The sequence below is a fragment of the Jatrophihabitans fulvus genome (genome assembly GCF_054781375.1).
In genome coordinates, this window is the sequence record NZ_BAAGUN010000001.1 from 238,620 (window position 1) to 262,672 (window position 24,053).

25 protein-coding genes and 1 pseudogene are annotated in these 24,053 nt (G+C 71.8%); 11 read left to right on the forward strand and 15 right to left on the reverse strand.

Annotation, left to right across the window (positions count from 1 at the left end):
* Window positions 1-42 precede the first annotated feature (42 nt).
* Window positions 43-1,071 carry a cation diffusion facilitator family transporter gene (locus ACYVP9_RS01145; RefSeq protein WP_460602850.1) on the forward strand — a complete coding sequence of 343 codons (1,029 nt, stop codon included), beginning with the start codon at window positions 43-45 and terminating at the stop codon, window positions 1,069-1,071.
* A gap of 3 nt (window positions 1,072-1,074) precedes the next feature.
* On the opposite strand, the gene ACYVP9_RS01150 is transcribed toward ACYVP9_RS01145, so the two are convergent.
* Complete coding sequence (locus ACYVP9_RS01150; RefSeq protein ID WP_460602851.1) at window positions 1,075-1,446, reverse strand: GntR family transcriptional regulator; 372 nt, start codon at window positions 1,444-1,446, stop codon at window positions 1,075-1,077.
* Between the two features lie 59 nt (window positions 1,447-1,505).
* Here ACYVP9_RS01150 and ACYVP9_RS01155 point away from each other — a divergent pair, with 59 nt between their 5' ends.
* Window positions 1,506-3,470, forward strand: coding sequence for a thioredoxin domain-containing protein (locus ACYVP9_RS01155; protein WP_460602852.1), 1,965 nt, complete (start codon window positions 1,506-1,508; stop codon window positions 3,468-3,470).
* Here the strand turns inward: ACYVP9_RS01155 and ACYVP9_RS01160 are convergent.
* Window positions 3,460-4,086: a hypothetical protein gene (locus ACYVP9_RS01160; RefSeq protein WP_460602853.1), complete on the reverse strand. Its 627-nt coding sequence runs from the start codon at window positions 4,084-4,086 to the stop codon at window positions 3,460-3,462. The genes ACYVP9_RS01155 and ACYVP9_RS01160 overlap by 11 nt on opposite strands.
* Window positions 4,087-4,170: 84 nt before the next feature.
* Window positions 4,171-4,839, reverse strand: coding sequence for a PAQR family membrane homeostasis protein TrhA (gene trhA / locus ACYVP9_RS01165; protein WP_460604260.1), 669 nt, complete (start codon window positions 4,837-4,839; stop codon window positions 4,171-4,173).
* 178 nt (window positions 4,840-5,017) lie between these two features.
* Between trhA and ACYVP9_RS01170 the strand changes: the two genes are divergently transcribed.
* Both ACYVP9_RS01170 and ACYVP9_RS01175 read left to right on the forward strand, forming a co-directional pair.
* Window positions 5,018-5,785, forward strand: a complete 768-nt coding sequence (locus tag ACYVP9_RS01170) for an isoprenyl transferase (protein ID WP_460602854.1) — start codon at window positions 5,018-5,020, stop codon at window positions 5,783-5,785.
* Entirely contained in the window at window positions 5,782-6,561 is a 780-nt protein-coding gene (locus ACYVP9_RS01175; RefSeq protein ID WP_460602855.1) for a sulfurtransferase, read from the forward strand. Before ACYVP9_RS01170 ends, ACYVP9_RS01175 begins: the two co-directional genes overlap by 4 nt.
* 219 nt (window positions 6,562-6,780) lie before the next feature.
* On the opposite strand, the gene ACYVP9_RS01180 is transcribed toward ACYVP9_RS01175, so the two are convergent.
* Window positions 6,781-7,233: an SRPBCC family protein gene (locus ACYVP9_RS01180; protein ID WP_460604261.1), complete on the reverse strand. Its 453-nt coding sequence runs from the start codon at window positions 7,231-7,233 to the stop codon at window positions 6,781-6,783.
* A 278-nt stretch (window positions 7,234-7,511) separates the two neighbouring features.
* On the opposite strand from ACYVP9_RS01180, the gene ACYVP9_RS01185 reads away from it, so the two are divergent.
* Window positions 7,512-8,846: a PhoH family protein gene (locus tag ACYVP9_RS01185; RefSeq protein ID WP_460602856.1), complete on the forward strand. Its 1,335-nt coding sequence runs from the start codon at window positions 7,512-7,514 to the stop codon at window positions 8,844-8,846.
* On the opposite strand, the gene ACYVP9_RS01190 is transcribed toward ACYVP9_RS01185, so the two are convergent.
* The 4 genes and pseudogenes from ACYVP9_RS01190 to ACYVP9_RS01205 form a co-directional block, all read right to left on the reverse strand.
* Window positions 8,815-8,979 carry a hypothetical protein gene (locus ACYVP9_RS01190; RefSeq protein WP_460602857.1) on the reverse strand — a complete coding sequence of 55 codons (165 nt, stop codon included), beginning with the start codon at window positions 8,977-8,979 and terminating at the stop codon, window positions 8,815-8,817. The two genes, ACYVP9_RS01185 and ACYVP9_RS01190, sit on opposite strands and share 32 nt — an antisense overlap.
* A 97-nt stretch (window positions 8,980-9,076) precedes the next feature.
* Window positions 9,077-9,337: pseudogene (locus tag ACYVP9_RS01195) on the reverse strand (2'-5' RNA ligase family protein); the annotation flags it as partial.
* Complete coding sequence (locus ACYVP9_RS01200; protein WP_460602858.1) at window positions 9,334-10,098, reverse strand: glycoside hydrolase family 16 protein; 765 nt, start codon at window positions 10,096-10,098, stop codon at window positions 9,334-9,336. The gene ACYVP9_RS01200 and the pseudogene ACYVP9_RS01195, both read right to left, overlap by 4 nt.
* 19 nt (window positions 10,099-10,117) lie before the next feature.
* Complete coding sequence (locus tag ACYVP9_RS01205; RefSeq protein ID WP_460602859.1) at window positions 10,118-10,579, reverse strand: group II truncated hemoglobin; 462 nt, start codon at window positions 10,577-10,579, stop codon at window positions 10,118-10,120.
* Between the two features lie 54 nt (window positions 10,580-10,633).
* Here ACYVP9_RS01205 and dinB point away from each other — a divergent pair, with 54 nt between their 5' ends.
* On the forward strand, window positions 10,634-11,815 hold the full coding sequence (gene dinB, locus ACYVP9_RS01210; protein ID WP_460602860.1) for a DNA polymerase IV: 1,182 nt from the start codon (window positions 10,634-10,636) through the stop codon (window positions 11,813-11,815).
* Window positions 11,816-11,828: 13 nt separating this feature from the next.
* Here dinB and ACYVP9_RS01215 read toward each other — a convergent pair whose 3' ends face one another.
* Complete coding sequence (locus ACYVP9_RS01215) at window positions 11,829-13,592, reverse strand: ABC transporter family substrate-binding protein (RefSeq protein WP_460602861.1); 1,764 nt, start codon at window positions 13,590-13,592, stop codon at window positions 11,829-11,831.
* A gap of 135 nt (window positions 13,593-13,727) precedes the next feature.
* Here ACYVP9_RS01215 and ACYVP9_RS01220 point away from each other — a divergent pair, with 135 nt between their 5' ends.
* The 4 genes from ACYVP9_RS01220 to ACYVP9_RS01235 all read left to right on the forward strand — a co-directional run bounded on the left by ACYVP9_RS01220 (window position 13,728) and on the right by ACYVP9_RS01235 (window position 18,013).
* Entirely contained in the window at window positions 13,728-14,570 is an 843-nt protein-coding gene (locus ACYVP9_RS01220) for a uroporphyrinogen-III synthase (RefSeq protein WP_460602862.1), read from the forward strand.
* A gap of 15 nt (window positions 14,571-14,585) precedes the next feature.
* Window positions 14,586-15,671, forward strand: coding sequence for a spore photoproduct lyase family protein (locus ACYVP9_RS01225; RefSeq protein ID WP_460602863.1), 1,086 nt, complete (start codon window positions 14,586-14,588; stop codon window positions 15,669-15,671).
* 107 nt (window positions 15,672-15,778) lie between these two features.
* Window positions 15,779-16,279: an SsrA-binding protein gene (smpB, locus tag ACYVP9_RS01230; RefSeq protein ID WP_460602864.1), complete on the forward strand. Its 501-nt coding sequence runs from the start codon at window positions 15,779-15,781 to the stop codon at window positions 16,277-16,279.
* A 117-nt stretch (window positions 16,280-16,396) separates the two neighbouring features.
* Window positions 16,397-18,013, forward strand: a complete 1,617-nt coding sequence (locus tag ACYVP9_RS01235) for a DNA polymerase domain-containing protein (protein ID WP_460602865.1) — start codon at window positions 16,397-16,399, stop codon at window positions 18,011-18,013.
* Between the two features lies 1 nt (window position 18,014).
* Here the strand turns inward: ACYVP9_RS01235 and ACYVP9_RS01240 are convergent, their stop codons facing one another.
* The 5 genes from ACYVP9_RS01240 to ACYVP9_RS01260 are packed head-to-tail and all read right to left on the reverse strand — an operon-like array spanning window position 18,015 to window position 22,297.
* Window positions 18,015-18,989 (reverse strand): LLM class oxidoreductase, encoded by a 975-nt coding sequence (locus ACYVP9_RS01240; protein ID WP_460602866.1) that lies wholly within the window; start codon window positions 18,987-18,989, stop codon window positions 18,015-18,017.
* A 49-nt stretch (window positions 18,990-19,038) separates the two neighbouring features.
* The gene (locus tag ACYVP9_RS01245; RefSeq protein ID WP_460602867.1) at window positions 19,039-19,230 is read right to left on the reverse strand and encodes a hypothetical protein; all 192 of its coding nucleotides are present in this window, start codon (window positions 19,228-19,230) and stop codon (window positions 19,039-19,041) included.
* Between the two features lie 25 nt (window positions 19,231-19,255).
* The gene (locus ACYVP9_RS01250; protein ID WP_460602868.1) at window positions 19,256-19,720 is read right to left on the reverse strand and encodes a phage tail protein; all 465 of its coding nucleotides are present in this window, start codon (window positions 19,718-19,720) and stop codon (window positions 19,256-19,258) included.
* Between the two features lie 30 nt (window positions 19,721-19,750).
* Complete coding sequence (locus ACYVP9_RS01255) at window positions 19,751-20,806, reverse strand: zinc-binding dehydrogenase (RefSeq protein WP_460602869.1); 1,056 nt, start codon at window positions 20,804-20,806, stop codon at window positions 19,751-19,753.
* A gap of 12 nt (window positions 20,807-20,818) precedes the next feature.
* Window positions 20,819-22,297 (reverse strand): flavin-containing monooxygenase, encoded by a 1,479-nt coding sequence (locus ACYVP9_RS01260; RefSeq protein ID WP_460602870.1) that lies wholly within the window; start codon window positions 22,295-22,297, stop codon window positions 20,819-20,821.
* 130 nt (window positions 22,298-22,427) lie between these two features.
* Between ACYVP9_RS01260 and ACYVP9_RS01265 the strand changes: the two genes are divergently transcribed.
* A complete protein-coding gene (locus ACYVP9_RS01265) occupies window positions 22,428-23,054 on the forward strand; it encodes a TetR/AcrR family transcriptional regulator (protein ID WP_460602871.1) in 627 nt (208 codons plus the stop codon).
* Here ACYVP9_RS01265 and ACYVP9_RS01270 read toward each other — a convergent pair.
* Entirely contained in the window at window positions 23,030-24,019 is a 990-nt protein-coding gene (locus ACYVP9_RS01270; RefSeq protein ID WP_460602872.1) for a sigma-70 family RNA polymerase sigma factor family protein, read from the reverse strand. The two genes, ACYVP9_RS01265 and ACYVP9_RS01270, sit on opposite strands and share 25 nt — an antisense overlap.
* Between the last annotated feature and the right edge of the window lie 34 nt (window positions 24,020-24,053).

Below are 24,053 nucleotides of genomic sequence, written 5' to 3' on the forward strand. Positions count from 1 at the left end.
TCGCAACGTGCTCTCGTCCGCCCGCGTCGTTAGCGTGGAATCGTGAGTCATCGGACCGCGGCGGCGCACACGCACGACCATCACGATCACCACCACGATCATGAGCACGACCGCTCGGTGGCCGGGCGCGCCCGGCACGCGCTGTCGGAGTTCGTCGGCGGGCACAGCCACGACCTGGCCGACCAGATCGACGACGCCGTCGAGGCGGACGCCGCCGGTCGCCGTGCCCTGCTGATCAGTCTCGCCGCGCTGGGCGTCACGGCCGCGGTGCAGGCGGCGGTCGTGCTGGTGTCGGGGTCGGTCGCGCTGCTCGGCGACACCCTGCACAACGTGGCCGACGCGCTGACCGCCGTGCCGTTGCTCATCGCGTTCCGCCTGGCCCGACGTCCGCCGAGCAAGCGCTACACCTACGGGTACGGCCGCGCCGAGGACCTCGGCGGCCTCTTCGTCGTCGCGATGATCGCGCTGTCGGCGGCGCTGGCCGCGTTCGAGTCGATCCGGCGGCTGATCGACCCCGAACCGGTGACGCACCTCTGGGCCGTGGCGGGTGCGGCGGGTGTCGGTTTCATCGGCAACGAGCTCGTCGCCCGCTACCGCATCCGGGTCGGACGCCGCATCGGGTCGGCCGCACTCGTGGCCGACGGCCTGCACGCTCGCACCGACGGCTTCACCAGCCTGGCCGTGCTGGTGGGTGCAGGTGGTGTCGCCGTGGGATGGCAGTGGGCCGACCCGGTCGTCGGACTGCTCATCACCGTCGCCATCCTCGGTGTCCTGCGGGGCGCCGTGGCGCAGGTGGGTGCGCGGCTGATGGATGCCGTCGACCCGCACCTCGTCGACGAGGCGTCCGGTGCGGTCCGGTCCGTCGAGGGGGTGCGCGAGCTGCGGGAGCTGCGTGTCCGCTGGCTGGGCCACACCCTGCGTGCGGAGGTCGACATCACCGTCGATGCCGGGCTGTCGCTGCGCGACGCGCACGAGCTCGCCCACCACGCCGAGGAACACCTGCTGTTCTTCGTGCCGCGGCTCACCGCGGCGACCGTCCACGTCAGCCCCGCGGGGGCGCACCGCGAGTGACGGTCAGGTCCGGCGGGCGTCCAGCGCGGCGCGCAACTGGGCGACGGCGTCGTCGTCCGACAGGCCCTGCGCGGCGCTGAGCTCCGCCAGCCGGGCGGCGGCGGCGGCAAGCTCCTGCCTGCTCGCGGACGTCGCGCGGACGACGGTGCCGGCACGGCCGCGGGTCTCGATCAACCCGGCGGTCTCGAGCTCGCGGTAGGCGCGGGCAACGGTGTTGGTGGCGACCTCGAGTTCGGCGGCCAGGGCGCGGACGGTCGGCAGCTTCGTGCCCGCGGGGAGTTCGCCGCCGGCGATGCGCCCGGCCAGCCCGCCGCGGATCTGCTCGAACGGCGGGACGGGCGACGTCGCGTCGAGGGCGACGACCGGATCGTCCATGGCCGCACCGTACAACCGGGTCGCGTCAGGCGTCCGTGCCGGCCGGGGACGATGGACGGGTGAACCGCCTCGCAGCCGCCACCAGTCCCTACCTGCAGCAGCACCGGGACAACCCCGTCGACTGGTGGGAGTGGTCGGACGAGGCGTTCGCCGAGGCCCGCCGCCGCGACGTGCCGGTGCTGCTGTCGATCGGGTACGCCGCCTGCCACTGGTGCCACGTGATGGCGCACGAGTCGTTCGAGCACGACGAGGTCGCCGCCGTGATGAACGAGCATTTCGTCAACATCAAGGTCGACCGCGAGGAACGTCCGGACGTCGACGCCGTCTACATGGACGCCACCGTCGCGATGAGCGGTCACGGCGGCTGGCCGATGACCTGCCTGCTGACCCCCGACGCCAAGCCGTTCTACTGCGGCACCTACTTCCCGCGCGACCACTTCGTGCGGCTGCTCGACGCGATCGCCGAGGCGTGGCGGGACAACCGCGACGAGGTGCTCGCCACCGGGCAGCGGGTCGTCGACGCGCTCACCCAGCAGGCCGGGGGCGCGTTCGCCGCCGGCGCCGCGCCGGGCGCGACCGAACTCGACGCTGCGGTCGAGGCGATCGCCCGGCACGCCGACGCCGAGCGCGGCGGCTTCGGCGGGGCCCCGAAGTTCCCGCCGTCCATGGTGCTGGAGTGGTTGCTGCGGGCGCAGGAGCGAGGCGCCGACGTGGGCACCATGGTCGACCGCACGTTCGAGGCCATGGCGCGCGGCGGCATGTACGACCAGCTCGGCGGGGGGTTCGCGCGCTACTCGGTCGACGCCGCCTGGGTCGTGCCCCACTTCGAGAAGATGCTCTACGACAACGCGCAGCTGCTGCGCGGCTACCTGCGCTGGTGGCGGCGCACCGGTTCGGCGCTGGGCGCCCGGGTCGCGCGCGAGACCGCGCGCTTCCTGCTGCGTGACCTGCTGACGGCCGAGGGCGGTTTCGCTTCAGCCCTCGACGCCGACACCGACGGTGTCGAGGGGCTCACCTACGCGTGGACGCCGACGCAGCTGGCCGAGGCGCTCGGCGCGGACGACGGCGCGCGGGCGGCGGCGATCTTCCACGTCACCGACGAGGGGACGTTCGAACACGGTCTGTCGACGCTGCAGTTGCTGTCCGATCCGCCGGCGGACGAGCTCGTCGAGCTGCGCACGCGGCTGTTCGCGGCGCGCGAGCTGCGACCGCAACCGGCGCGCGACGACAAGGTCGTGACGGCCTGGAACGGCCTCGCGATCGGGGCCCTGGCCGAGGCGGCGATGCTGCTGGGCGAACCGGAGTTACTGGACGCCGCCGTCGAATGCGCGGAACTGCTCGAAAGGGTGCACCTCGTCGACGGACGGCTGCGTCGCACCTCGCGCGACGGCGCGGTCGGCGACGCCCACGGTGTCGCGGAGGACTACGGCGATCTGGCGGACGGTCTGGCCCTGCTGCACCAGGCGACGGGCGACCCGCACTGGCTCGAGCTGGCGGGGCGACTGCTCGACGTCGCGCTCGACCACTTCGCCGCCGACGACGGCGGCTTCTGGGACACCGCGGACGACGCGGAGACCCTCGTGCGCCGGCCGCGCGACCCGTCCGACAACGCGACCCCGTCCGGGTCGTCGTCGCTGATCCATGCGCTGCTCGGCCACCACGCCCTGACCGGGTCGTCGCGGCATCGCGAGGCGGCCGAGCGGGCGCTCGCCGCGGTGGGGGAGATGGCGGCCCGGCAACCCCGCTTCTTCGGGTGGGCGCTGGCCGCGGCCGAGGCGCTCGCGTCCGGACCGGTGCAGGTGGCGATCGTCGGCGACGCGAGCGGCGAGTTCACCGCAGCCGCGTGGCGGCTGCGTCCGCCCGGAGCCGTGGTCGTGACGGGCGAGCCCGACGCGGACGGCCGGCCGCTGCTGGCCGACCGTCCGCTCGTCGACGGCGCAGCCGCGGCCTACGTGTGCCGCGGGATGGTCTGCGACCTGCCGGTCACGCAGGTCGCGGACCTCGAGGCGGCACTCAGCCGGTAGGTCCCTGCTTGCGCAGCTCGTCGACCTGGGCCATCGCGTCGCGCAGCTGCCCGAGCCACTCGTCGGCGTGCTGCCCGACGAGGCGGACGCACCACACGAGCGCGTCCGCGCGCGAACGGGCCACGCCGCTGTCGACGAGGGTGTCGAGCACCTGCCGCTCGGGCGAGCGCAGTCGCGTCATCACCGGCACCGAGAGGGTGGTGAACAGTTCGCGGGTGTCGCCGATCGCGGCGCCCCAGGCGACCTTGCGGCCGTAGCGGGCCTCCGCCTCGTCCGCGATACGCATGCGGGCGTCCCGCGTCTCCTCGCGGAAGCGCTGGATGCGGCCCTGGGCGGCGGCGGTGCCGCCGTCGTCGGGCGCGGTCAGCTCGCCGACGACGACGATCTCGTCGCGGTCGACCGACACCTCGGGGGTGCCGGTGAACCAGTCGTCCGGAAGCCGGCCGGCGAACCACTCGGCGGCGTCGGTCGCGTCGGGCAGATCGGCCTGTTGCCAGCCGCCGCCGCGCTGGCCCCGGCCGTGGTGGTGAGGTCCGCCGCGGCGGCCGCGTCCGCCCTCCCGGAAGCGGCGTTCGGCCTCGGCGGCGAACTGGGCGAAGGGGTGGTCGTCGTGCATGGTGAACCTCCGTCTGACGTGTCTGATTACATGATTACACGCTTACAGACGGTCGGACGGCAACGATGTTCGCCGCAGGAGAACTCAGTCCAGGACGGCGAACCAGATGGCGACGTAGTGGCACGCGGCGGCGACGAGCGTGGCGAGGTGGAACACCTCGTGGAAGCCGAAGACGCCCGGCCACGGGTTCGGACGCTTGAGGGCGTAGACGATGCCGCCCAGGGTGTAGACGACGCCGCCGGCGGTGATGAGCACGAAGGCGGCCACACCGCCGCGATCGAGCAGGTCCGGCATCACGAACACCGCGACCCAGCCGAGCGCGATGTAACAGGGGGCCGACAGCCAGCGTGGGGCCGAGTGCCAGAACGTCTGCAGCGCGACGCCCACGAGGGCGCCCGACCAGACCGAGACCAGCACGCCGATCATCGGGCCCCTGGGCAGGGTCAGCGCCGCGATCGGCGTGTACGTGCCCGCGATGAACACGAAGATCATCGAGTGGTCGAGCCGCTTCATGACCCGGCGCGCCCGGTCGCTCCAGCTGAGGCGGTGGTAGAGCGCCGAGGTGCCGAACAGCAGGGTCACGGTGCCGCAGTAGATGGCGGTGACGAGCGCCGCCACGCCGCCGCGCAGGGCCGCGGCGGTCGCGATGAGCGCCGCGCCGCTGGCCAGGGACACGACCGCGGCGTAGGCGTGCAGCCAGCCCCGCAGCCGGGGCTTGAGGTCGTTGACGGTGTCGGCGACCGAGTCGGCCATGCGGGAGGCCATCGACTCGTGGGCGTGGTCGCTGCGTGCGGGGCCGGTGGGCGATCCGGTCGCGGCCGCCGGCCGCCGCGCACTCGCGTCGAGGTGCGGACGGTGGGTGGTCATCCGCCAAGGTTACGCGCGCGTAGGTTTCGGCGCCGGGTCGCTCTCAGGGCTAACCTGGGCCGTCGTGGGAATCCGTGAGGCGGTCTACGCCGTCTACGAGCGACGCCTCCGGCGCAGGATCGACGGTCTGCCGGTGCCGCGGCACGTCGCGATCATGGTCGACGGCAACCGCCGCTGGGCCCGGGCGGCCGGGTTCGACGACGTCAGCCACGGCCATGTCGCCGGTGCGCGCCACATCACCAACCTGCTGCAGTGGTGCGGCGAGGTGGGGGTCGCGCACGTCACCATCTGGCTGCTGTCCACCGACAACCTGCGCCGTCCCGAGTCCGAGCTGGCGCCCCTGCTGAACATCATCGGCGGGGTGGCCGAGGAACTCGCCGCGGAGGGCAACCCGTGGCGGGTGAACGCCGTCGGCGCGCTCGACCTGCTGCCGGCCGAGACCGCCGCCCAGCTCAAGCGCGCCGAGGAGGCGACCGCCGAGCGCGACGGGCTCACCGTCAACGTCGCGGTCGGCTACGGCGGACGCCGCGAGATCGCCGACGCCGTCCGCTCGCTGCTGCTCGAGCACGCGGCGCGCGGCACGGCCCTGGAGGACCTCGCCGAGACCCTCGACGTCGACCACATCGCCGAGCACCTCTACACCAAGGGCCAGCCCGACCCCGACCTCGTGATCCGCACGTCGGGGGAGCAGCGGCTCGGCGGGTTCCTGCTGTGGCAGTCGGTGCACTCGGAGTTCTACTTCTGCGACGCGCTGTGGCCCGACTTCCGGCGCATCGACTTCTACCGCGCGCTGCGCGCCTTCGGCACCCGGCAGCGGCGGTTCGGGGCGTGACGCCCCTGGTCGGCGCCGATGCGGTGCCGGCGGACGCCCGGCTCGTCGACGTCCGCTGGTACCTCGACGGACGGTCCGGACGCGCCGCCTACGAGGCCGGGCACCTGCCCGGCGCGGTGTGGCTCGACATCGACACCGACCTGTCCGATCCGGCGGGTCCGGGCACCGGACGGCATCCGCTGCCGTCGCCCGAGCGCTTCGCCGCGGCGCTCGGCCGGGTCGGCATCGCGACCGGCACTCCGGTGGTCGCGTACGACGACTCCGGCGGCGCGCAGGCGGCGCGGTTGTGGTGGCTGCTGCACGTGCTCGGCGAGCCGGTGTCCGTGCTCGACGGCGGCCTCGCGGCCTGGACCGGTCCGTTGGAGACCGCGGTGCCGGCGTTCGCGCCGGTCGGGCGGGAGCCGGTTTCGTGGCCCGCCGGACGGTTCGTCACCGCGGACGAGGTCGCGGCGACCGACGCCCGGGTCTTCGACGCGCGGACGGCCGAGCGGTACGCGCACGGCGATCCGGCGATCGACCCGCGTCCCGGTCACGTGCCCGGGGCGATCAGTGCGCCGTGGCAGCAGAACCTCGACGCGTCCGGGCGGTTCCGTCCGGCTGCCGAGCTGCGCGAGCGGTTCGGCGACGGCGCGGCGGTGGCCTACTGCGGGTCCGGTGTCACCGCCTGCCACGACCTGCTGGCGATGACCGTCGCCGGGCTGGACGACCTCGCCCTCTACACCGGGTCGTGGTCCCAGTGGGGCGCGGACGAGTCCCGTCCGGTCGAGACGGGCTGATCTCGGGTCGCCGCCGCGGACACGCACCCGGCGACGATCTTGAGGAGCCGAAGGTTTCATGGCGTCGCGTGGCCATGAAGATCGCAAGCCTCCACTCGATCTTGAGGGCAGGCGGACGACATGACGCCGCCGGGCCATCAAGATCCGTACGCGACGAGCGCAGATTGCGCCCTTCGATCAGGGCGACGGATCGGACGAGTCCCGTCCGATCGAGACGGGTCAACCCTCGACCACAGCTTTGATGCGTTCGAGGGTCTGGCGCATACCGTTCTCATTGGTCCTGCGGCGCAGCCGTCCGGCGACGAGCCAGTAGGCGCGCATGGCCAGGTTGGGTTGGATGTCGAACGCCTCGGTCACCCGGCTGCCGTCACCGTCGGGCTCGATGCGGTAGCTCCAGTTGTTGAAGGTCCGCCCGCCGCCCACGACGGCGAAGCCGAAGACCTTGCCGGGCTCGCACTGCGTCACCTTGCAGGTCGTCCAGTAGACGGGCCCGCGGCCGTTGCGCTTGACGTGGCCGCGGAACGTCGCGCCGAGCGCCGGGCCGGTGGCCCCGCCGAGCCATTCGGCCTCGAACGTCTCGGGGCTGAACTCGCCGATGCGCGTGACGTCGCTGACCAGCTCCCAGACCTTCTCCGGTGGGGCGGCCATGCGGACGGTGACCTCGCCGTGCAGGTTCGATGCGGGCATGGCCCGACCGTAGCGTCGAGCGTTAACGACGCCGTAACCAACTCCTTGGCGCGCCTTCCCGCGGCTCCGTGACCGCGGACGTAGCTTCCTGCTCAGCGGCCGGGGTCAGCCCGGGCGCCGGCGGAGGTCCCTGAATCGGTGTTTCCTCGACGGATCGCGATGGGGCCGGCGCGTCCGGTACCTGCGTGCCGAGGACGGGCCGTCACCCCGACAGCGCTACGGGCGCGTGTGCGTCCGCGGTGCCGAGTCCCCTGGAGCGCCTCATGAGCGTTGCCGTCCCCGAACCGTCCGTCCGCACCTTCGTCCTCGACACGTCGGTCCTGCTGTCCGACCCGGGTGCGCTGGGCCGGTTCGCCGAGCACGACGTCGTCCTCCCGCTGGTCGTCATCAGCGAACTCGAGGGCAAACGGCACCACCCGGAGCTCGGCTGGTTCGCGCGCCAGACGCTGCGCGTGCTGGACGACCTGCGGGTCGAGCACGGCCGGCTCGACTCACCCGTGCCCATCGGCGACGGCGGGGGCCGGCTCTGCGTCGAGCTGAACCACTCCGACCTCTCGACACTGCCCGCCGGTTTCCGGGTCGACAGCAACGACTCGCGCATTCTCGCGGTCGCGCTCAATCTCGCGAACGAGGGACGCGACGTCACCCTCGTCACCAAGGACATGCCGCTGCGGGTCAAGGCCGCGTCGGTCGGCCTGCCGTCCGACGAGTACCGCCTGCACCCGGTCGTCGACTCGACCGGCTACACCGGCATCCACGAACTCGACGTCTCCCCGGCGTCCGTCGACGCGCTCTACGACGGCGAGCCGATCGAGCTGGCCGATGCGCCCGACTTCGCCGAGGTCGCGGGGGAGCCGTGCCACACCGGCCTCGTGCTGCACTCGGTCAAGGGCTCGGCGCTCGCACGCATCACGCCCGACAAGCACGTGAAGCTCGTGCGCGGCGACCGTGAGGCGTTCGGTTTGCGGGGCCGCTCGGCCGAGCAGCGCGTCGCGCTCGACCTGCTGCTCGACCCCGAGATCGGCATCGTGTCGCTCGGCGGACGGGCGGGCACCGGCAAGTCGGCGCTCGCGCTGTGCGCCGGGCTCGAGTCGGTGCTCGAGCGGCGCGCGCACAAGCGGGTCGTGGTGTTCCGGCCGCTGTACGCCGTCGGCGGGCAGGACCTCGGCTACCTGCCGGGCTCGGAGAACGAGAAGATGGCGCCCTGGGCTCAGGCGGTCTTCGACACCCTCGGCGCGCTCGTGTCCGGTGACGTGATGGACGAGGTCATGGACCGCGGCATGCTCGAGGTGCTGCCGCTGACCCACATCCGCGGCCGGTCGCTGCACGACTCGTTCGTCATCGTCGACGAGGCGCAGTCGCTCGAGCGCAACGTGCTGCTCACCGTCCTGTCGCGCATCGGCGCCGGCTCGCGAGTCGTGCTGACCCACGACGTCGCGCAGCGTGACAATCTGCGCGTCGGACGGCACGACGGCGTCGCCGCCGTGATCGAGGCGCTGCGCGGCCACCCGCTGTTCGCGCACGTCACCCTCACCCGCTCCGAGCGCTCGCCCATCGCCGCGCTCGTCACCGAGATGCTCGAGGACCTGCCGCTGTGAAGGGGACGTCCGCGAGGTGCGTCCAGGGGCCGCCGTCGTAGCGCCAGAGCGTCCAGCCGAGCGCGGTGACCTCGAACGGCGCGAACGCCGCGTCGAGGTCGGCGAGGGTGCGCCGCGCCTGTTCGGGCGTCACCTTGTTCTGGACGGTGACGTGCGGACGGAACCCCCTGCCGGTCCTGTGCCGTCAGGTGCGGCCACCACGCCTGCTGCAGCGCACGATGTCGGTTGGACAACTCGACCGACTCGAGTCGGTACGCGACGCCGCGGCCGAGGGGCAACACGCCCGTCACCGCCACGTCGAAGGGCGGGCCGGCGTCCGCGAGATCCTCGCGCACCTGCTGCTCGAGCTCGCCGGGTACGGCGTGGAACAGCGTGACGTGCGCGCCGACCTGCGTCCGTCCCGACGGGAACAACGCCGCCCGCTCGCGGTCGAAGCGTCCCTGCGCGGCGTCGTCGAGCGAAAGTGTGACGACCAGCGGGTTCGTGGTCACCGTCCGTCGATGCTTCCGACGCCGAGCTCGTTGCCCGTCACTCGCGTGACCTGCAGTCGCGGCACGTCGGACGGGTCGCCGGGCTCGTCGGGGAAGTCGAACAGCCCGAGGATCAGCATCATCGGGTAGTCGGGAGCCTGGTCGGCCTCACGGGTGACTACGCCGTCGACGGAGAAGGTCACCCGCCCGGACCGCCAGTCGACGGCGTAGGTGTGCTCCTGCTCGACGTCGAGCGGCGTGGGCTCGGCCGAGAAGTCCTCGCGAAGGGAAGGGTCGCGGAAGCGGTGGATGCCCTGCCCCAGCGCGACGTCGCCCGCGCGGACCGCGGTGCCGAAAACCTCGACCACGCAGATCTCGCCGCACCGCTCGGGCGCGTCCTCGAGGCCTACGAGCCAGGCGGAGAACATCGAGCGCGCAGTGAGGTGGGCGGCGCACGTGACCGCGACGGAACCGTGGTGGGGCGCGAACCCGATGACGGTCGGCTGCTGCTCGCGGACGACGAGGCCGTCGCGGAACGGTTGGGGCGCGTCTGTGGAACCGACCGGCCCGGACCGGTTGGCGCTGTGGATCGCCGACACCCGCAGCGGAGGCGCGTGGGAGTCCGGACACCACAGCGGGTGGTCGGGCGGGATGCTCAGCAGGAGCCCGTCCGCGCCGACCTCGTACGCCGCCGCGGCCGCCGCCCGCGAACTCCAGGCCGGGAGGTAGGCGTCGGTCCACACCCGGGGGTCGAGTCGGGTGAAGGTCTCGTCGAAGTCCATCCGTCAGTGTCTCCTGCCGTCACGGTTGGTAGGGCGGCGCAACGCCCCAGCCCCAGCGCGGCACGGTTGCGTGCGGGACGGGCCCGGCGCCCGGTTGCGAGTTCTCCATGGCCAGCCGGGTGCCCCACTCGAGGTAGCCGACCAGCGCCGCCCGGAATTCCGGGTCGGCGGGGAGGTCGGCGTCGTCGGCGGCCCGCGACATCAACGAGGCGAACCGGAACCGGTGTTCGGGGGTGATGCCGAGATCGACGTGGTGGGCCAGCATCGACTCGTAACCGCCGTGCTGCTCGGTATAGACGGCCGGGCCGCCGAAGACCTCGGCCCACCAGTCCGCGACGTGCGCGCGGTGGTGCTCGGTGACGCCGCCGGGGAAGAACGGCGACAGCAGATCGTCCTGCTCGACGCGGTCGTAGAAGGCGTCGATCATGCGCCGGATCGCGTCGTGCCCGCCGGCCCACTCGAACAGCGTCGGTTCGGTCATGGCGCGACGGTAGCGTCGATTGCCAATTTCGAACAGGTCGACGAATATGGACGCGTGATCCTGCACGCCGACCTCGACTCGTTCTACGCGTCGGTCGAGCAGCGCGACGACCCCCGGCTGCGCGGCCGGCCAGTGCTCGTCGGCGGTGGCGTCGTCCTGGCCGCGAGCTACGAGGCCAAGGCGTTCGGGGTGCGTTCGGCGATGAACGGTCGGCAGGCACGCGAGCTGTGTCCGCAGGCGATCGTCGTCGAGCCGCACTTCGAGCGCTACGTCGAGGCCAGCAAGCAGGTGTTCGCGATCTTCGACGACGTCACGCCGCTGGTCGAGGGCATCTCGATCGACGAGGCGTTCCTCGACGTCGGCGGTCTGGGCAAGGTGTCCGGGTCGCCCGTCGAGATCGCGGTGCGGCTGCGGCAGCGGGTGCGCGACGAGGTCGGGCTGGCGATCACCGTCGGCATCGCGCGCACCAAGTTCCTCGCCAAGGTCGCGAGCGGGGTCGCCAAGCCCGACGGCCTGCGCCTCGTGCCCGCCGACGAGGAGCTGCACTTCCTGCACCCGCTGCCGGTGCAGAAGCTGTGGGGCGTCGGCAAGGTCACCACCGCCAAGCTCAACGACCGCGGCCTGTTCACGGTCGCCGACGTGGCCGAGCTCGGAGACGACGCCCTCGTCTCGCTGCTCGGGCCGGCGGCCGGGCACCACCTGCACGCCCTCGCCCACAACCGCGACCCCCGACCGGTCGTGGTCGGCCGGCGACGCCGCTCGATCGGCGCCCAGCGCGCGCTCGGGTCGCGACGGCGGCCGTCGCTCGCCGACCTCGACGACCACCTCACCGGGCTCGTCGAGCGGACGACCACCCGGCTGCGCAAGGCGAACCGCGTCTGTCGCACCGTCACGCTGCGGCTGCGCTTCGCCGACTTCGAGCGGGTCACGCGCTCGCACACCACCCTGCGGCCCACGTGTGAGACCGATGCCGTGCTCGCGACCGCGCGGCAGTTGCTGCGCGACGCCGGTCAGCTCGTCGACGAACGCGGGTGCACGCTCGTCGGCGTCTCGCTCACCAACCTCGAGGACGCCGACGACCGGCAGCTCGAACTGCCCTTCGCGGCGAAGGACACGAGCGCGCTCGACCCGGTGCTGGACGGCATTCGCGCCAAGTTCGGTCGCGACGCCGTCGGGCGCGCGCAGCTGCTCGGCCGGGGACGGGGGCTCGAGATGCCGATGCTCGACCAGGACTGAGCGCGACCGGGGCTCAGCGCACCGTGAAGTCGTCGGAGTTCCACAGCGGGCCGGCGAAGGTCGCGTTGTCGGCGAGGCCCTGGATGTCGTTGCGGTAGGCCAGCAGGGTCGGCTTCTGGTACAGCGGCAGCGTGTACATCTCGCCCCACAGCAGCTTGTCGGCGGCGTTCGCGGCGGCGAGCTGGGCGTCGGGGGTGTACGCCGTGGTGACCTTGTCGAGCTGGGTGTCGATGTCGGTCGTGCCGGCGCGTGAGTAGTTCTGGCCGACCGCGCCCCGGGTCTTCGCGGGGCTGTAGTAGATCGAGTTGGACGACGACAGCGACGGCGAACCCACCCACGCGAACAGCGCGATCTGGAAGCCGCCGCCGGCAAGCGAGGTCGGCTTCTCGGGACCTTGGAAGATGTCGGGGTTCGCGAACTCGGTGATCTTGATGCCGGCCGCCCTCACCTGCGCGGCGATGCGGCTGACGGTGACGTCGCGCAGCGGGTTGTCCTGCGTCGTCGTGATGCGGAACGACAGCGGTCGTCCGCCGATGCGGTAGATGCCGTCGCTGCCCAGCTTGCCGCCGACGGACCGGATGAGCTGCTTGGCCTTGGCGATGTCCTGCCGGTCGTAGGCGGCGCCGTTGTTCTGGTACCCACGCTGGGACGTCAGCACGATGCGGTTGCCGAGCACGGACGCGGTGTCGCTGAACTGACCCACCGTGGCCCGGACCAGCGCGTCACGGTCGATCGCGAGGGCGATGGCCTGCCGCACCTGCTTGTACTTCAGCAGCGGGTCGCGGGTGTTGAAGTCGAGGTGCTCGAACGAGGCGCCGAACCCGATCTCGGTCTTGATGCCGCTCAGCTTCTTGAGGTTCGCGACGAGGTCGAGCTGCGGCTGCGGGTAGACGATGTCGACGTCCTCGGTCTGCAGTGCCCGCAGTTGCGTGTCGGAGTCGAACCCGATGGTCTTGAACACCAGCTTGGCCAGCTTGGGCTTGTCACCCCAGTACCGCGGGTTGGGCACGAGCGTGATCGTCCGTGCGGCGACGTCGACGTTGTCGCCGGTGATCAGCCATGGGCCGTTCTGCGCGCCCAGCGGGATGCCGTCGCGGACCGGCCAGCCGCGGGTGATGTAGTCGCACGTCGCCCGCGCGGAGCCCTGGTCGACGACGTGCTTCGACAGCAGCAGCGCGCTGTTGCCCGAGAACAGGCCCTTCCAGTCGGCGAACGACTGGCCGGCCTTGAAGGTGAACGTCGCCGTGCGCTCGTCGACGGCCTCGGCGGTCTCGATCTGGTCGAAGCCGACCGTGCTGAGCAGGGCGGCGCACCCGCCGTTCGACGGGTCGCTCGACTTCTGCGCCTCTGCGGTGAAGACGTAGTCGGCGGCGGTGATCGGCTGACCGTCGGCCCAGACCGCGCGCGGGTTGATCTTCACCGTGACGACCTGCTTGCCGCCGACGACCGCGGACGAGGCCGTGCCCTGGTCGACGTCGGGGATGTACTGGATGTTCGGAGCGCTGCGGTAGAGGCCGTCGAGCACCCGCGTGACCAGGTTGCCGTTGGCGGTGGAATTGCCGGCCGAGATGAGCGGCATGAGGTTGGAGATGTCGCCCGTCGACTCGCCCCACGTGACGCTGCCGGTGGGAGTGGGGCCGGACGGCGAGCCGGTGCCCGACGGCGAGCCGCTCGGCGACCCCGACCCCGATCCCGACCCCGAGCGGACGGCCAGGGACGGCGTGCCGTCGACCACGCTGCCGCTGCACCCGGCCGCGAGCAGGGCGACAGCGCCCACAGCGACGACGATGCCTGCCCGACGACGGCGCATCCGCGTTCCCTCCCGTTGATCCACTCGCGCCGATCGTGGCACAGGAGGCCGACAATCTCGCGCCGGCGACCGTACCGGCGGGTGCTGCGTACCGTGATCGGCGTGGCGGACCGCACCCTCGACCTGATCGGCCGGACGGTCGGAGTCACGGCCGAGCGCCGCCGCGAGGAGCTGGGCGATGCCCTCGCGCGCCGCGGCGCGAGCATCGTCTACGGGCCGGCGATCCACGTCGTCCCCCTGGCCGACGACACGAGGTTGCGCGAGGCGACCGCACGGTGCCTCGCCGCGCCGCTCGATCTCACGATCACCACCACGGCCGTCGGCTTCCGTGGCTGGCTCGAGGTCGTCGAGCACTGGGGCCACGGTGAGTCGTTGCTGCGCGCCCTGGCCGCCTCGACGGTCCTCACCCGGGGGCCGAAGGTGCGCGGAGCCGTCCGCGCCGCCGGGTTGCGGGAGGAGTGGGCGCCCGAGTCCGAGTCGAGCGACGAGATCCTCGAGCACCTGCTCGCCGGGCCCGAGCTGGCCGGGCGCCGTGTCGCGGTGCAGCTGCACGGCGATCCGCTGCGCTCGCTGGTCGACGGGCTGCGCGCGGCCGGCGCCGAGGTCATCGAGGTGCCCGTCTACCGCTGGGAACCCCCGGAGGACCCGAAGCCGTTGCACCGGCTGATCGAGCAGGTCGCCGCGCGGCAACTCGACGCGGTGACCTTCACGAGCGCCCCGGCGTCGACGAACGTCCTGCGCACCGCGGACGAGATCGGGCTCGGCGCAGCCGTGCGGGACGCGCTGCGCGGGTCCGTCCTCTGCGCGGCCGTCGGGCCGGTGACGGCGGCGCCGTTGCTCGAGGCCGGCCTGGACGTGGTGTGGCCGGACCGGTTCCGGCTGGGCGCCCTCGTCCGCGAGGTGACCGTCCGGCTGGCGGCACCGGTGGATTCGCCGTCCGCCTGACCGTGTCGTGCGGGTATGCCCGCTGATGTGATGTCCTCGTCCCGGCTGTGGACGCCGAAGCACGTGCTCGTCACCCGGTCGGCCGCGGAACTCCCGCACGGGCGGCGCATCGTCGAGCGCTGCGAGGCCGCGGGCATCGAGGACATCCGCCTGCTGGACGCCGACCGGCTGCCGCCCGTCCGCGGGTCGGAGCGCGAGGTGTACGCGCGGGCCAAGCAGACGCTCGCCGTGGTCGTCGCGCCGCCGAGCGCGCTGAAGCCGCAGCCCATCCCGCCGTCCGCCGACTGGCGGCTCGACCTCGCGAAGGGGTGCCCCGCGCACTGCCAGTACTGCTACCTCGCGGGCTCGCTCACCGGACCGCCGCTGACGAGGGTGCACGCGAATCTCGACGACGTGCTGGCGCCGATCGCCACGCTCGCCGGGCAGGGCAACGTGACCACCGGCGACGTCCGTCGCGGCCACGAGGGCACCACGTTCGAACTGTCCTGCTACACCGACCCGCTCGGGCTCGAGCACCTCACGGCGTCGCTGACCGAAGCCGTCACCCGAGTCGGCACCGGGGCCTACGGCGACGGCACCGGCCTGCGGTTCACCACCAAGTTCGACGACGTCGCGCCGCTCGTCGGTCTGCCCCACGGCGGACGGACCCGCGTCCGGTTCTCGGTCAACTCGGCCGCCGTCGCCCGCCGGTTCGAGGGCGGGACGGCTCCCGTGCCCGCCCGGCTCGTAGCGTTGCGGGCCCTCGCCGCGGACGGGTACCCCGTCGGTCTCACCATCGCGCCCGTGATGCCGCTGCCCGGGTGGCGGGAGGAGTACGCGCAGCTGCTGCGCGATGTGCGCAGCACGGTCGCCGGGCTCGACGTCGACCTGACCGTCGAACTGATCACTCATCGCTTCACCGAGTCGAGCCGCACGCAGCTGCTGAGTTGGTACCCGAACACCAAGCTCGACCTCGACGAGGACAACCGCGCCGTCAAGCGGTCGAAATTCGGCGGCCGCAAGTACGTCTACCCGGCGCCGGTCATGCGTGAGCTGCGCGGCTGGTTCGACGAGGCGCTCGCGGCCACGCTGCCCGGCGCGCGGGTCCTGTACTGGACGTGACGGCCGGGCCCGACACCCCTGTTGTCGAAATCTGTAATACACGCAGTTCCGCGTGTATTACAGATTTCGGAACAGGGGGTCCCGACCCCCCGACGGCGGGGGCGGTCATGCCTAGAGTTCTGGTCGTGGTGAAGGAGCGCGGGCGGAAGGCGATCGCCACGAACAAGCGCGCCCGGCACCTCTACACCGTGCTCGACACCGTCGAGGCCGGCATCGCGCTCGTCGGCAACGAGGTGAAGAGCCTGCGCCACGGCCGGGCGTCTCTCGTCGACGCGTTCGCGATCGTCGACGACCACGAGATGTGGCTGCACTCGCTGTACATCGCCGAGTACGCCGCCGGCAGCTGGACGAATCACGCCGTGCGCCGCACCCGCAAGCTGCTGCTGCACCGCCGCGAGATCCTCGACTGGGAGCTGCGGGTCAGGGAGAGCGGGCTGTCGATGGTTCCGCTCTCGCTGTACTTCTCCGATGGACGGGTCAAGGTCGAGCTCGCGCTGGTGCGGGGCAAGAAGACGTGGGACCGGCGTCACGACCTCGCCGAGCGCGAGGCGCAACGGGAGATCGAGCGGGCGTTCTCACGACATCTCAAGCAGCGCCACCGCGCGTGACGGGTACCCCGAACGCATGACGACGATCGAGCGCAGTGTCGACATCGCCGCCCCGCCGCAGCAGGTGTGGGCACGGCGCGAGGGCATCCAGGGTGCCGCCGAGGCGGCCTGAGGTCCGTGCCGCCGCGCAAGCAGGCCTCCGAGCGTCTGGAGCGCTACCGCGCCAAGCGTGACTTCACCCGGACGGAGGAGCCCTCCGGGGAGACCGCGGCGGCGGACGGCACCGTGCGGCGGTTCGTCGTGCAGCGGCACCGGGCGCGGCGGCTGCACTACGACTTCCGTCTCGAGATCGACGGCGTGCTCGTCAGCTGGGCCGTCCCCAAGGGGCCGACGCTCGACCCGTCCGTGCGCCGCGGCGCGTACCACGTCGAGGACCACCCGCTCGACTACTACGACTTCGAAGGCGTCATCCCGGCCGGGGAGTACGGCGGCGGGGACGTCATCGTGTGGGACGCCGGCACCTGGGCGCCGGTCAAGCCCGACGAGGTGGCCGATCCCGACGCCGCCGTGCGCAACGGCGAACTGCACATGGTGCTCGACGGCGAGAAGCTGCGCGGGGAGTTCGTCCTCGTCCGCACCCGCGGCGACAGGGGCGGGACGGAGAGCTGGCTGCTGCTGCACAAGCACGACGACTTCGCCGTCGACGGATGGGACCCGGAGGAACACCCGCGTTCGGTGCTGACCGGGCGGACGAACGACGAGGTCAAGGCCGACCCCGACCGGCTCTGGCGCAGTGACCTGCCTGCCGCGCACGCGTCCGTCCCGCTGCGGGCGACCGCGACCCCGCCGGCGCCGGACGAGGCCTTCGCCGAGCTCGACGCGTTCGGCGCGTCGGGCACATGGCACGTCTTCGGTCGGGAACTGAAGGTGACCAACCTCGACGAGGTGCTGTTCCCCCCGCGCGGCCGGGAGAAGCCGGTCACGAAGCGGGACCTGCTGCGCTACGCCGCCGAGATCGCGCCCGTCGTGCTGCCGTACCTGAAGCGGCGCGCCCTGAACATGCACCGCTTTCCGGGAGGTGCCGACACGGCGGGTTTCTGGCACAAGGAACTGCCCACCCACGCTCCCGACTGGGTTCCGCGCTGGCGCAACCCCGACGCGGACGAGGACGAGACGCACACCTATCTCGTCGTCGACGAACCGGCCGCGCTCGTCTGGGCGGCCAACTTCGGCGCGCTCGAATGGCACGCGTGGACCTCGCGGGTCGACGACCCGCAGCACCCCACGTACGCCCTGATCGACCTCGACCCGGGTGGGAGCACGTCGTGGGACGACTTGCTCGTGCTCGCCCGGCTGCACCGCACCGCTCTCGATCACGTGGGGGTCCGCGGCCGCCCCAAGGTGACCGGGCAGCGCGGCATCCAGATCTGGATCCCGATCCCGGTCGGGCCGTCCTTCGACGAGACCCGCGCCTGGGTCGACCAGCTGTCGCACGCCGTCGGAGGCGTCGTGCCCGAGCTCGTCAGCTGGAAGTGGCAGAAGGACGACCGCGCCGGCCTCGCCCGCCTCGACTACACCCAGAACGCGATCAACAAGACCCTCGTCGCGCCGTACAGCCCCCGCGCCGCTGCCGGCGCCCCCGTCTCGGCGCCGGTCGACTGGGATGAGTTGGACGATCCAACCCTATGGCCGGACGGCTTCACCATCCGGACGATCGGTGCCCGCATCGCCGAGAAGGGCGACCTGTTCGACGCGGTGCTGCGGCCGTCCGGGCCGCTGCCGCCGCTGCGGTGAGTCAGGCGATCTCACGCAGCCGGGGCAGCACCGTGTCGCGGTAGTACTCGAAGAATCCCTCGGCGTTCGTGCCCGGACGTGCGCCGCCCATCTGCTGGATGTAGACGGCATCGACTCCGGCGTCCGCGTAGGGACGGAACGCCTCGACGTGCCGGTCGACGTCGTTGCCGTAGGCGATCGAGTCGGCGATGTGCTGCTGCGTGACGAGCTGCGCGGCCTGCTCGAAGTGCTTCGGGCTCGACAGCACCTGCGCGAGCTCGCCGGGCAACGCGTCGTTGGGCCACAGCGCGTGCGCGGTCTGCAGCGCGGTCTGGTCGTCCTCGGACCAGCAGACCTTGTAACCGGCGTGCACCGGCTTGCCTTCACCGCCCGCCTCGCGGAACGTCCTGATCATGTCGTGGTCGGGCGGGATGGTCACGAAGCCGTCGCCGATCTCGCCCGCGAGCCGCGCCGCCTTCGGGCCGAAGCCGCTGATCATGATCGGCGGCGGTTCGTCCGGGAGGGTGTAGATGCGCGCGTTCTCGACGTCGTAGTGCGCGCCGTGGTGGTCGACGAACTGCCCTGTCCACAGCTTGCGCATGACCTCGACCGACTCGCGCAGCATGTCGAGCCGCACGTCGGTGTCCGGCCAGCGGGCACCGGTCACGTGCTCGTTGAGCGCTTCGCCGCTGCCGATGCCGAGGCTGAAGCGGCCGCCGGTCAGCACCGCGCTGGTGGCCGCGGCCTGCGCGACGATCGCCGGGTGCACGCGCACCGTCGGGCACGTCACCGCCGTCTCGACGGGCAGGGACGTCACCTGCGACACCGCGCCGATCATCGACCAGACGAACGGGCTGTTGCCCTGCTCGTCGTTCCACGGGTGGAAGTGGTCAGAGATCCACAACGCCTCGAAGCCCGCCGCCTCCGCCTGCTTCGCCTGGTCGATCAGGGCCTGCGGGCCGTACTCCTCGCACGACAGGAAGTATCCGATCCTCATGCCGGGTGGGTCCCCGACCGGCCGGACGGGGTAACCCGGCGCGAGCGGACTACTGCGGCAGTTCCGGCACGGCGTCGTCGCCCGCCGAGGTCGCGGTCTGGTCGGACACGCCCGGGTGGGCGCCGTCGGGGTCGTTCATCCGCTCGGCCGCCTCGACGGCGTCGGGCTCGGACGGCGGGTCGGGGCGCAGCGAGTCGTCGTCCATGGGATCGACGGGGACGTCCGGGGTCGGGTCGGTCATGCGGACGTCGTACCCATCGTGCCGCTCAGTGCTCGCCCTTGATCACGAAGTAGGACCCGCGGATCGTGCCCGCGAGCTTCGACCTCTGCCGGGCGAACTTGAAACGTCCCTCGAGTTCGTCGGGGACGTCCATGCCGTCCGACAGCTTGAAGCCAACGGCACGCTTGCCGCCGGGGTCGACCGCGTACATGACGTTGACGATCAGGCCCGATTCGTAGATCACGAACGACATCCGCAATCCGTCGACCTCGAACCGCGACACCTGCAGCGGACGCGACGCGATCTCGAGGTCGCGCTCGTCCTTGAGGACCCGGTGCACGTACTCGACGATCTCCGGGGCGTCGTCCGCCGACTCGACGACGAAGTCGTGGTCGTACTTGTTCTTCCAGTAGCGCGCCTCGTTCGCGCGCAGCCCGGCGAGGGCGTCCGCATGCGGTGACGACTCGAGGCCCTCGGCGGACACGTCCTTGAAGTCGACGACCTGCGACACGAGCGGCTCCTCCCGGCGGGGAGTGGGATGTTAGTCCACGTCGTCGCCGGGGCGCACGAGAATGCGGATCGGGTTGCCCTCGTGCTGGTCGAGACGCCGGATGCCCTCGGCGACGTCCTCGAGCGACACGACGTCACTGACCGACCGGGACAGGTCGAGCCGCCCGCTGGACACCAGCTTCGCGAGCGTGGCGATGTCCTCGTTGCGGTAGCCGAGGTGACCGAGGATGGCGACGCGCGCGAGGCCGAGCGTCATCGTGTCGCCCAGATCGACGCTCTGGTTGCTCATGCCGACGACGACGAGCCGACCGCCGACCCGCACCGTCCAGCGGGCCTGGTCGAAGGTGGCCGGGATGCCGACGGCGTCGAAGGCGGCGTCGAGCCCGCGACCACCGGTCAGCTCGCGGATGCGGCCGGGCGTGGCCGGGTCGGTCGGGTCGAGCGCATGGTCGGCGCCGAGCTCGAGCGCGCGCTCGCGCACCTCGGGGATCAGGTCGAGCGCGATGATCGGCGTGGCGCCGACGAGCCGTGCGATCTGCACGATGTGGGTGCCGATGCCGCCGAGCCCCCAGACGCCGACCGACTCGCCGACCTGCACCCTGCCGGTGTTGACGACGGCGCCGTACGGGGTGGCGACCGCGTCGGCGAGGATCGCCGCCTGCTGCATCGACACGTTGTCGGGCACGCGCGTCAACGACAGCGCGAGCGCGGTCGTGTACTCGGCCCACGCGCCGTCGTACTGGAACGCCATCAACTGCAGGTTCAGGCAGTTGCTGAAGTTGGCCAGCTTGCACTCGGGACACGTGAAATCAGGACGGCCCGCGGCCGGGATGACCCGATCGCCGATCTGCCAGTCGGTGACGCCCTCGCCGAGTGCGGCGATGACGCCGGACGCCTCGTGCCCTTGCGTGATCTCGGGCAGTGGCGAGCCGAAGGTGCCGTCGATGAGGCTGAGGTCCGAGTGGCAGATGCCGCAGTAGGCGACCTTGATCAGCACCTCGCCCGGGCCGGGTTCGGGGATCGGCACGTCCCGGACGGACACCGTCCGGGTGGCGGTGTCGAAGCGCTCGGCTCGCATGGTGGCCATGTCGTCCCTCTCTCAGACCGTGACGGGGGTCTTGGTGCTGCCGAAGCGCACGCCGTCGGTGAGCGAACCGTGGCGCATGAGGCCGATGTCGCGCAGGTAGTTCTGGTGCAGCCGCCACGGTTTCTGCGGGCCTTGCTTCGGCAGCCGGTCGGCGCTGCGCAGCACGTACCCCGCCTGCAGGTCGATCAGCGGTGCGAGCTCGTCATCGGCGAGGTCGCTCGGACGCTCCGGCACGACGGTGTCGTACCCGTGCTCGTCCATGTGCTTCAGCAGCCGGCAGACGTAGCGGGCGACGAGGTCGGCCTTCAACGTCCACGACGCGTTCGTGTACCCGACGGTCAGCGCGAAGTTCGGCACGCCGCTGAGCATCATGCCCTTGTAGGCGAGCGTCTCGTTCAGCTCGACCGGCTCGCCGTCGACGACCACCTGCATGCCGCCGACGACCAGCAGGTTCAGGCCGGTGGCGGTGACGATGATGTCCGCGGGCAGTTCCCGCCCGGACGAGAGCAGGATGCCCTTCTCTGTGAATCGCTCGATGCGGTCGGTGACGATGTCGTTCCTGCCGGCGCGGATGGCACGCCACAGCTCGCCACCCGGTGTCGCGCACAGCCGCTGGTCCCACGGGTCGTACGACGGGGAGAGATGGGTGTCGACGTCGAAGCCGGTCGGCAGCTTCTCGGCGGCCTTCTTCTTCAGGAAGCCCTTGACGAACTCCGGACGGCGACGGCTCAGCTGGTAGATGCCCACGCCGGTCAGCACGTTCTTCCAGCGGACGACGTCGTAGGCGAGCTGCTCGGGCAGCACCCGCCGCAGCCGGTCGGCGAGCTTGTCGCGGGACGGTACGGCCGAGATGTAGGTGGGGGAGCGCTGCAGCATCGTCACGTGCTCGGCGGCGTCGTCACCCTGCACGAGGGCCGGTAGCAGGGTCACGGCCGTCGCGCCGCTGCCGATCACGACCACGCGCTTGCCGGCGTGGTCGAGGTCCTCGGGCCAGTGCTGCGGGTGCACGATCTGCCCGGCGAAGTCGTCCCGTCCGGGGAACTCGGGCGTGAAGCCCTCGTCGTAGCGGTAGTAGCCCGCGCACACCGACACGAACGACGCGGTCATGGTCGTGGTCGTGTCACCGACCGTGCTGGTCACGGTCCACCGCGCGGTGTCGGACGACCACTCGATGCGCTGCACGCGGTGGCCGAAGCGGATGTGCCGTTCGACGTCGTTCTCGCGGGCCGCCTCACGGACGTATTCGAGGATCGCGGGGCCGTCGGCGATCGACTTGCCGTCCGTCCATGGCTTGAACGAGTAGCCGAGCGTGAACATGTCCGAGTCGGACCTGATGCCGGGATAACGGAACAGGTCCCACGTGCCGCCGATGGCGTCGCGCGACTCGAGGATCACGAAGCTCTTGTCGGGGCATTCGCGGCGCAGGTGGCACGCGGCGCCGATGCCGGACAGCCCGGCACCCACGATCAGCACGTCGACGTGGTCGGTCACGGCGGAACTCCCTCGTTCGGATGACCCGACGCTATCGACACCCTGTCGAGTAGTTCAACGTTCCGTCGGCAGTGTGTGTCGAGACTCTCGACACCATGTCGACCGGATCGACACCGGGTACGGTCGCGGCATGACCGCTGTCTCCCGGGGGCGCCGAGCGCCTCGAGTGTCGGGGGAGGAGCGGGAACGCGCCATCCTCGCCACCGCAGAGACGCTGCTGCGCGAGCGCGGGTTCGACGGCTTCTCCGTCGACGATCTCGCCAAGGGTGCGGGGCTGTCGCGGCCGACGTTCTACTTCTACTTCGCCTCGAAGGAAGCGGTGGTGCTCAGCCTGCTCGACCGCGTGGTCGACGAGGCGAATCGTGCCGAGCTGACCCTCGACTTCGCCGCCGATCCCGTCCGCTCGTGGCGCGCCGTCATCGGCAACATCGTCGACGTCTTCGCCCGCCACCGCGCCGTCGTCGCCGCCGCGGTGGCCGCGCAGGCGTCCAGCCCCGAATTGCGCGCGCAGTGGGCCACCACGATGGAACGCTGGATCGACCAGTGCGCCGACGTCATCCGCGCCGAACGCCGGCGCGGCGCCGCCCCGTCCGGGCCGCCGGCGCGCGAACTGGCGATCGCGCTCAATCTCATGAACGAGCGGGTGCTCGCCGCGACCTTCACCGGCGAGCAGCCCGCCGTCAAGGAGCGGTCCGTCGTCGACGTCCTGCTCGCCGTCTGGCTCCCGGCGATCTACGGGACGGCGACGCCCGGCTGACCCGCCCCGAGGGTCATGGGCAGCCCGAAGCGGGTGAAGAGCCCCCGGTCGAAGTTGACGATGTCGGCGACCGCGCCGTCCCGGAACCGCACGGCCTCCAGGGTCAGCGCCCGGTACTCCTCGTCGCCCGGGACCCGCACGTACACGCCGAACGCGGGGTGCCCGTTCGCCCTCGTCGGCAGGGTCCGCACGCTGCCGAACGCCTCGCTGCCGAAACCGCCCTCGTCCCAGCAGCGCACGACCGCGTCCTTGCCCTCCCACGTGCCGGGGATCGGTGGCATCGAGAAGCGGACGTCCTCGTGCACGAGCGCGGCGAGACCGTCGAGGTCGACCCGCTCGGTGCAGTCGACGTAGCGCGCCAGCAGGTCCCGCTCCGCCGCGGACGGCTCGGCACGCCACTCGGTGCGGTCGTCCGGCAGCGCGTCGCGCATCCCGGCGCGGGCGCGCTGCAGCGCGGAGTTCACCGACGCCACCGTCGTCTCCAGCAGGTCGGCGGTGTCCTTCGCCGAACACCCGAGCACGTCGCGCAGCACCACGACCGCGCGCGGCAGCGGGGCGAGGTGCTGGATCGCGGTGACGAACGCGAGCTCGACCGTCTCGCGGGTCAGCGCGATGTCCTCCGGTCCCTCGCGGTGGTCGGGCAGCTGCGCGAGCAGCTCGTCCGGGTAGGGCTGCAGCCACAGGATCTCGCCGTCCGCCGTCGGCCGGCGGGGCCGCTTGTCCAGCGCGTCGAGGCAGGCGTTCGTGGCGATGCGGTACAGCCACGCGCGGACGGACGCGCGTCCCGCGTACGTGTCGCGGCGGCGCCAGGCGCGCAGGAACGACTCCTGCACGAGGTCCTCCGCGTCGTCGAACGAGCCGAGCAGGCGGTAGCAGTGCACGTGCAGCTCGCGGCGGTGCCGTTCGACGCGCGCGACGAAGTCGTGTTCCTCGAGGGTGGTCAGGTTCTCGGTGTCGGTGGTCATGTCAGATGTGACGGCGGTGGCGCCCGGAACTCAT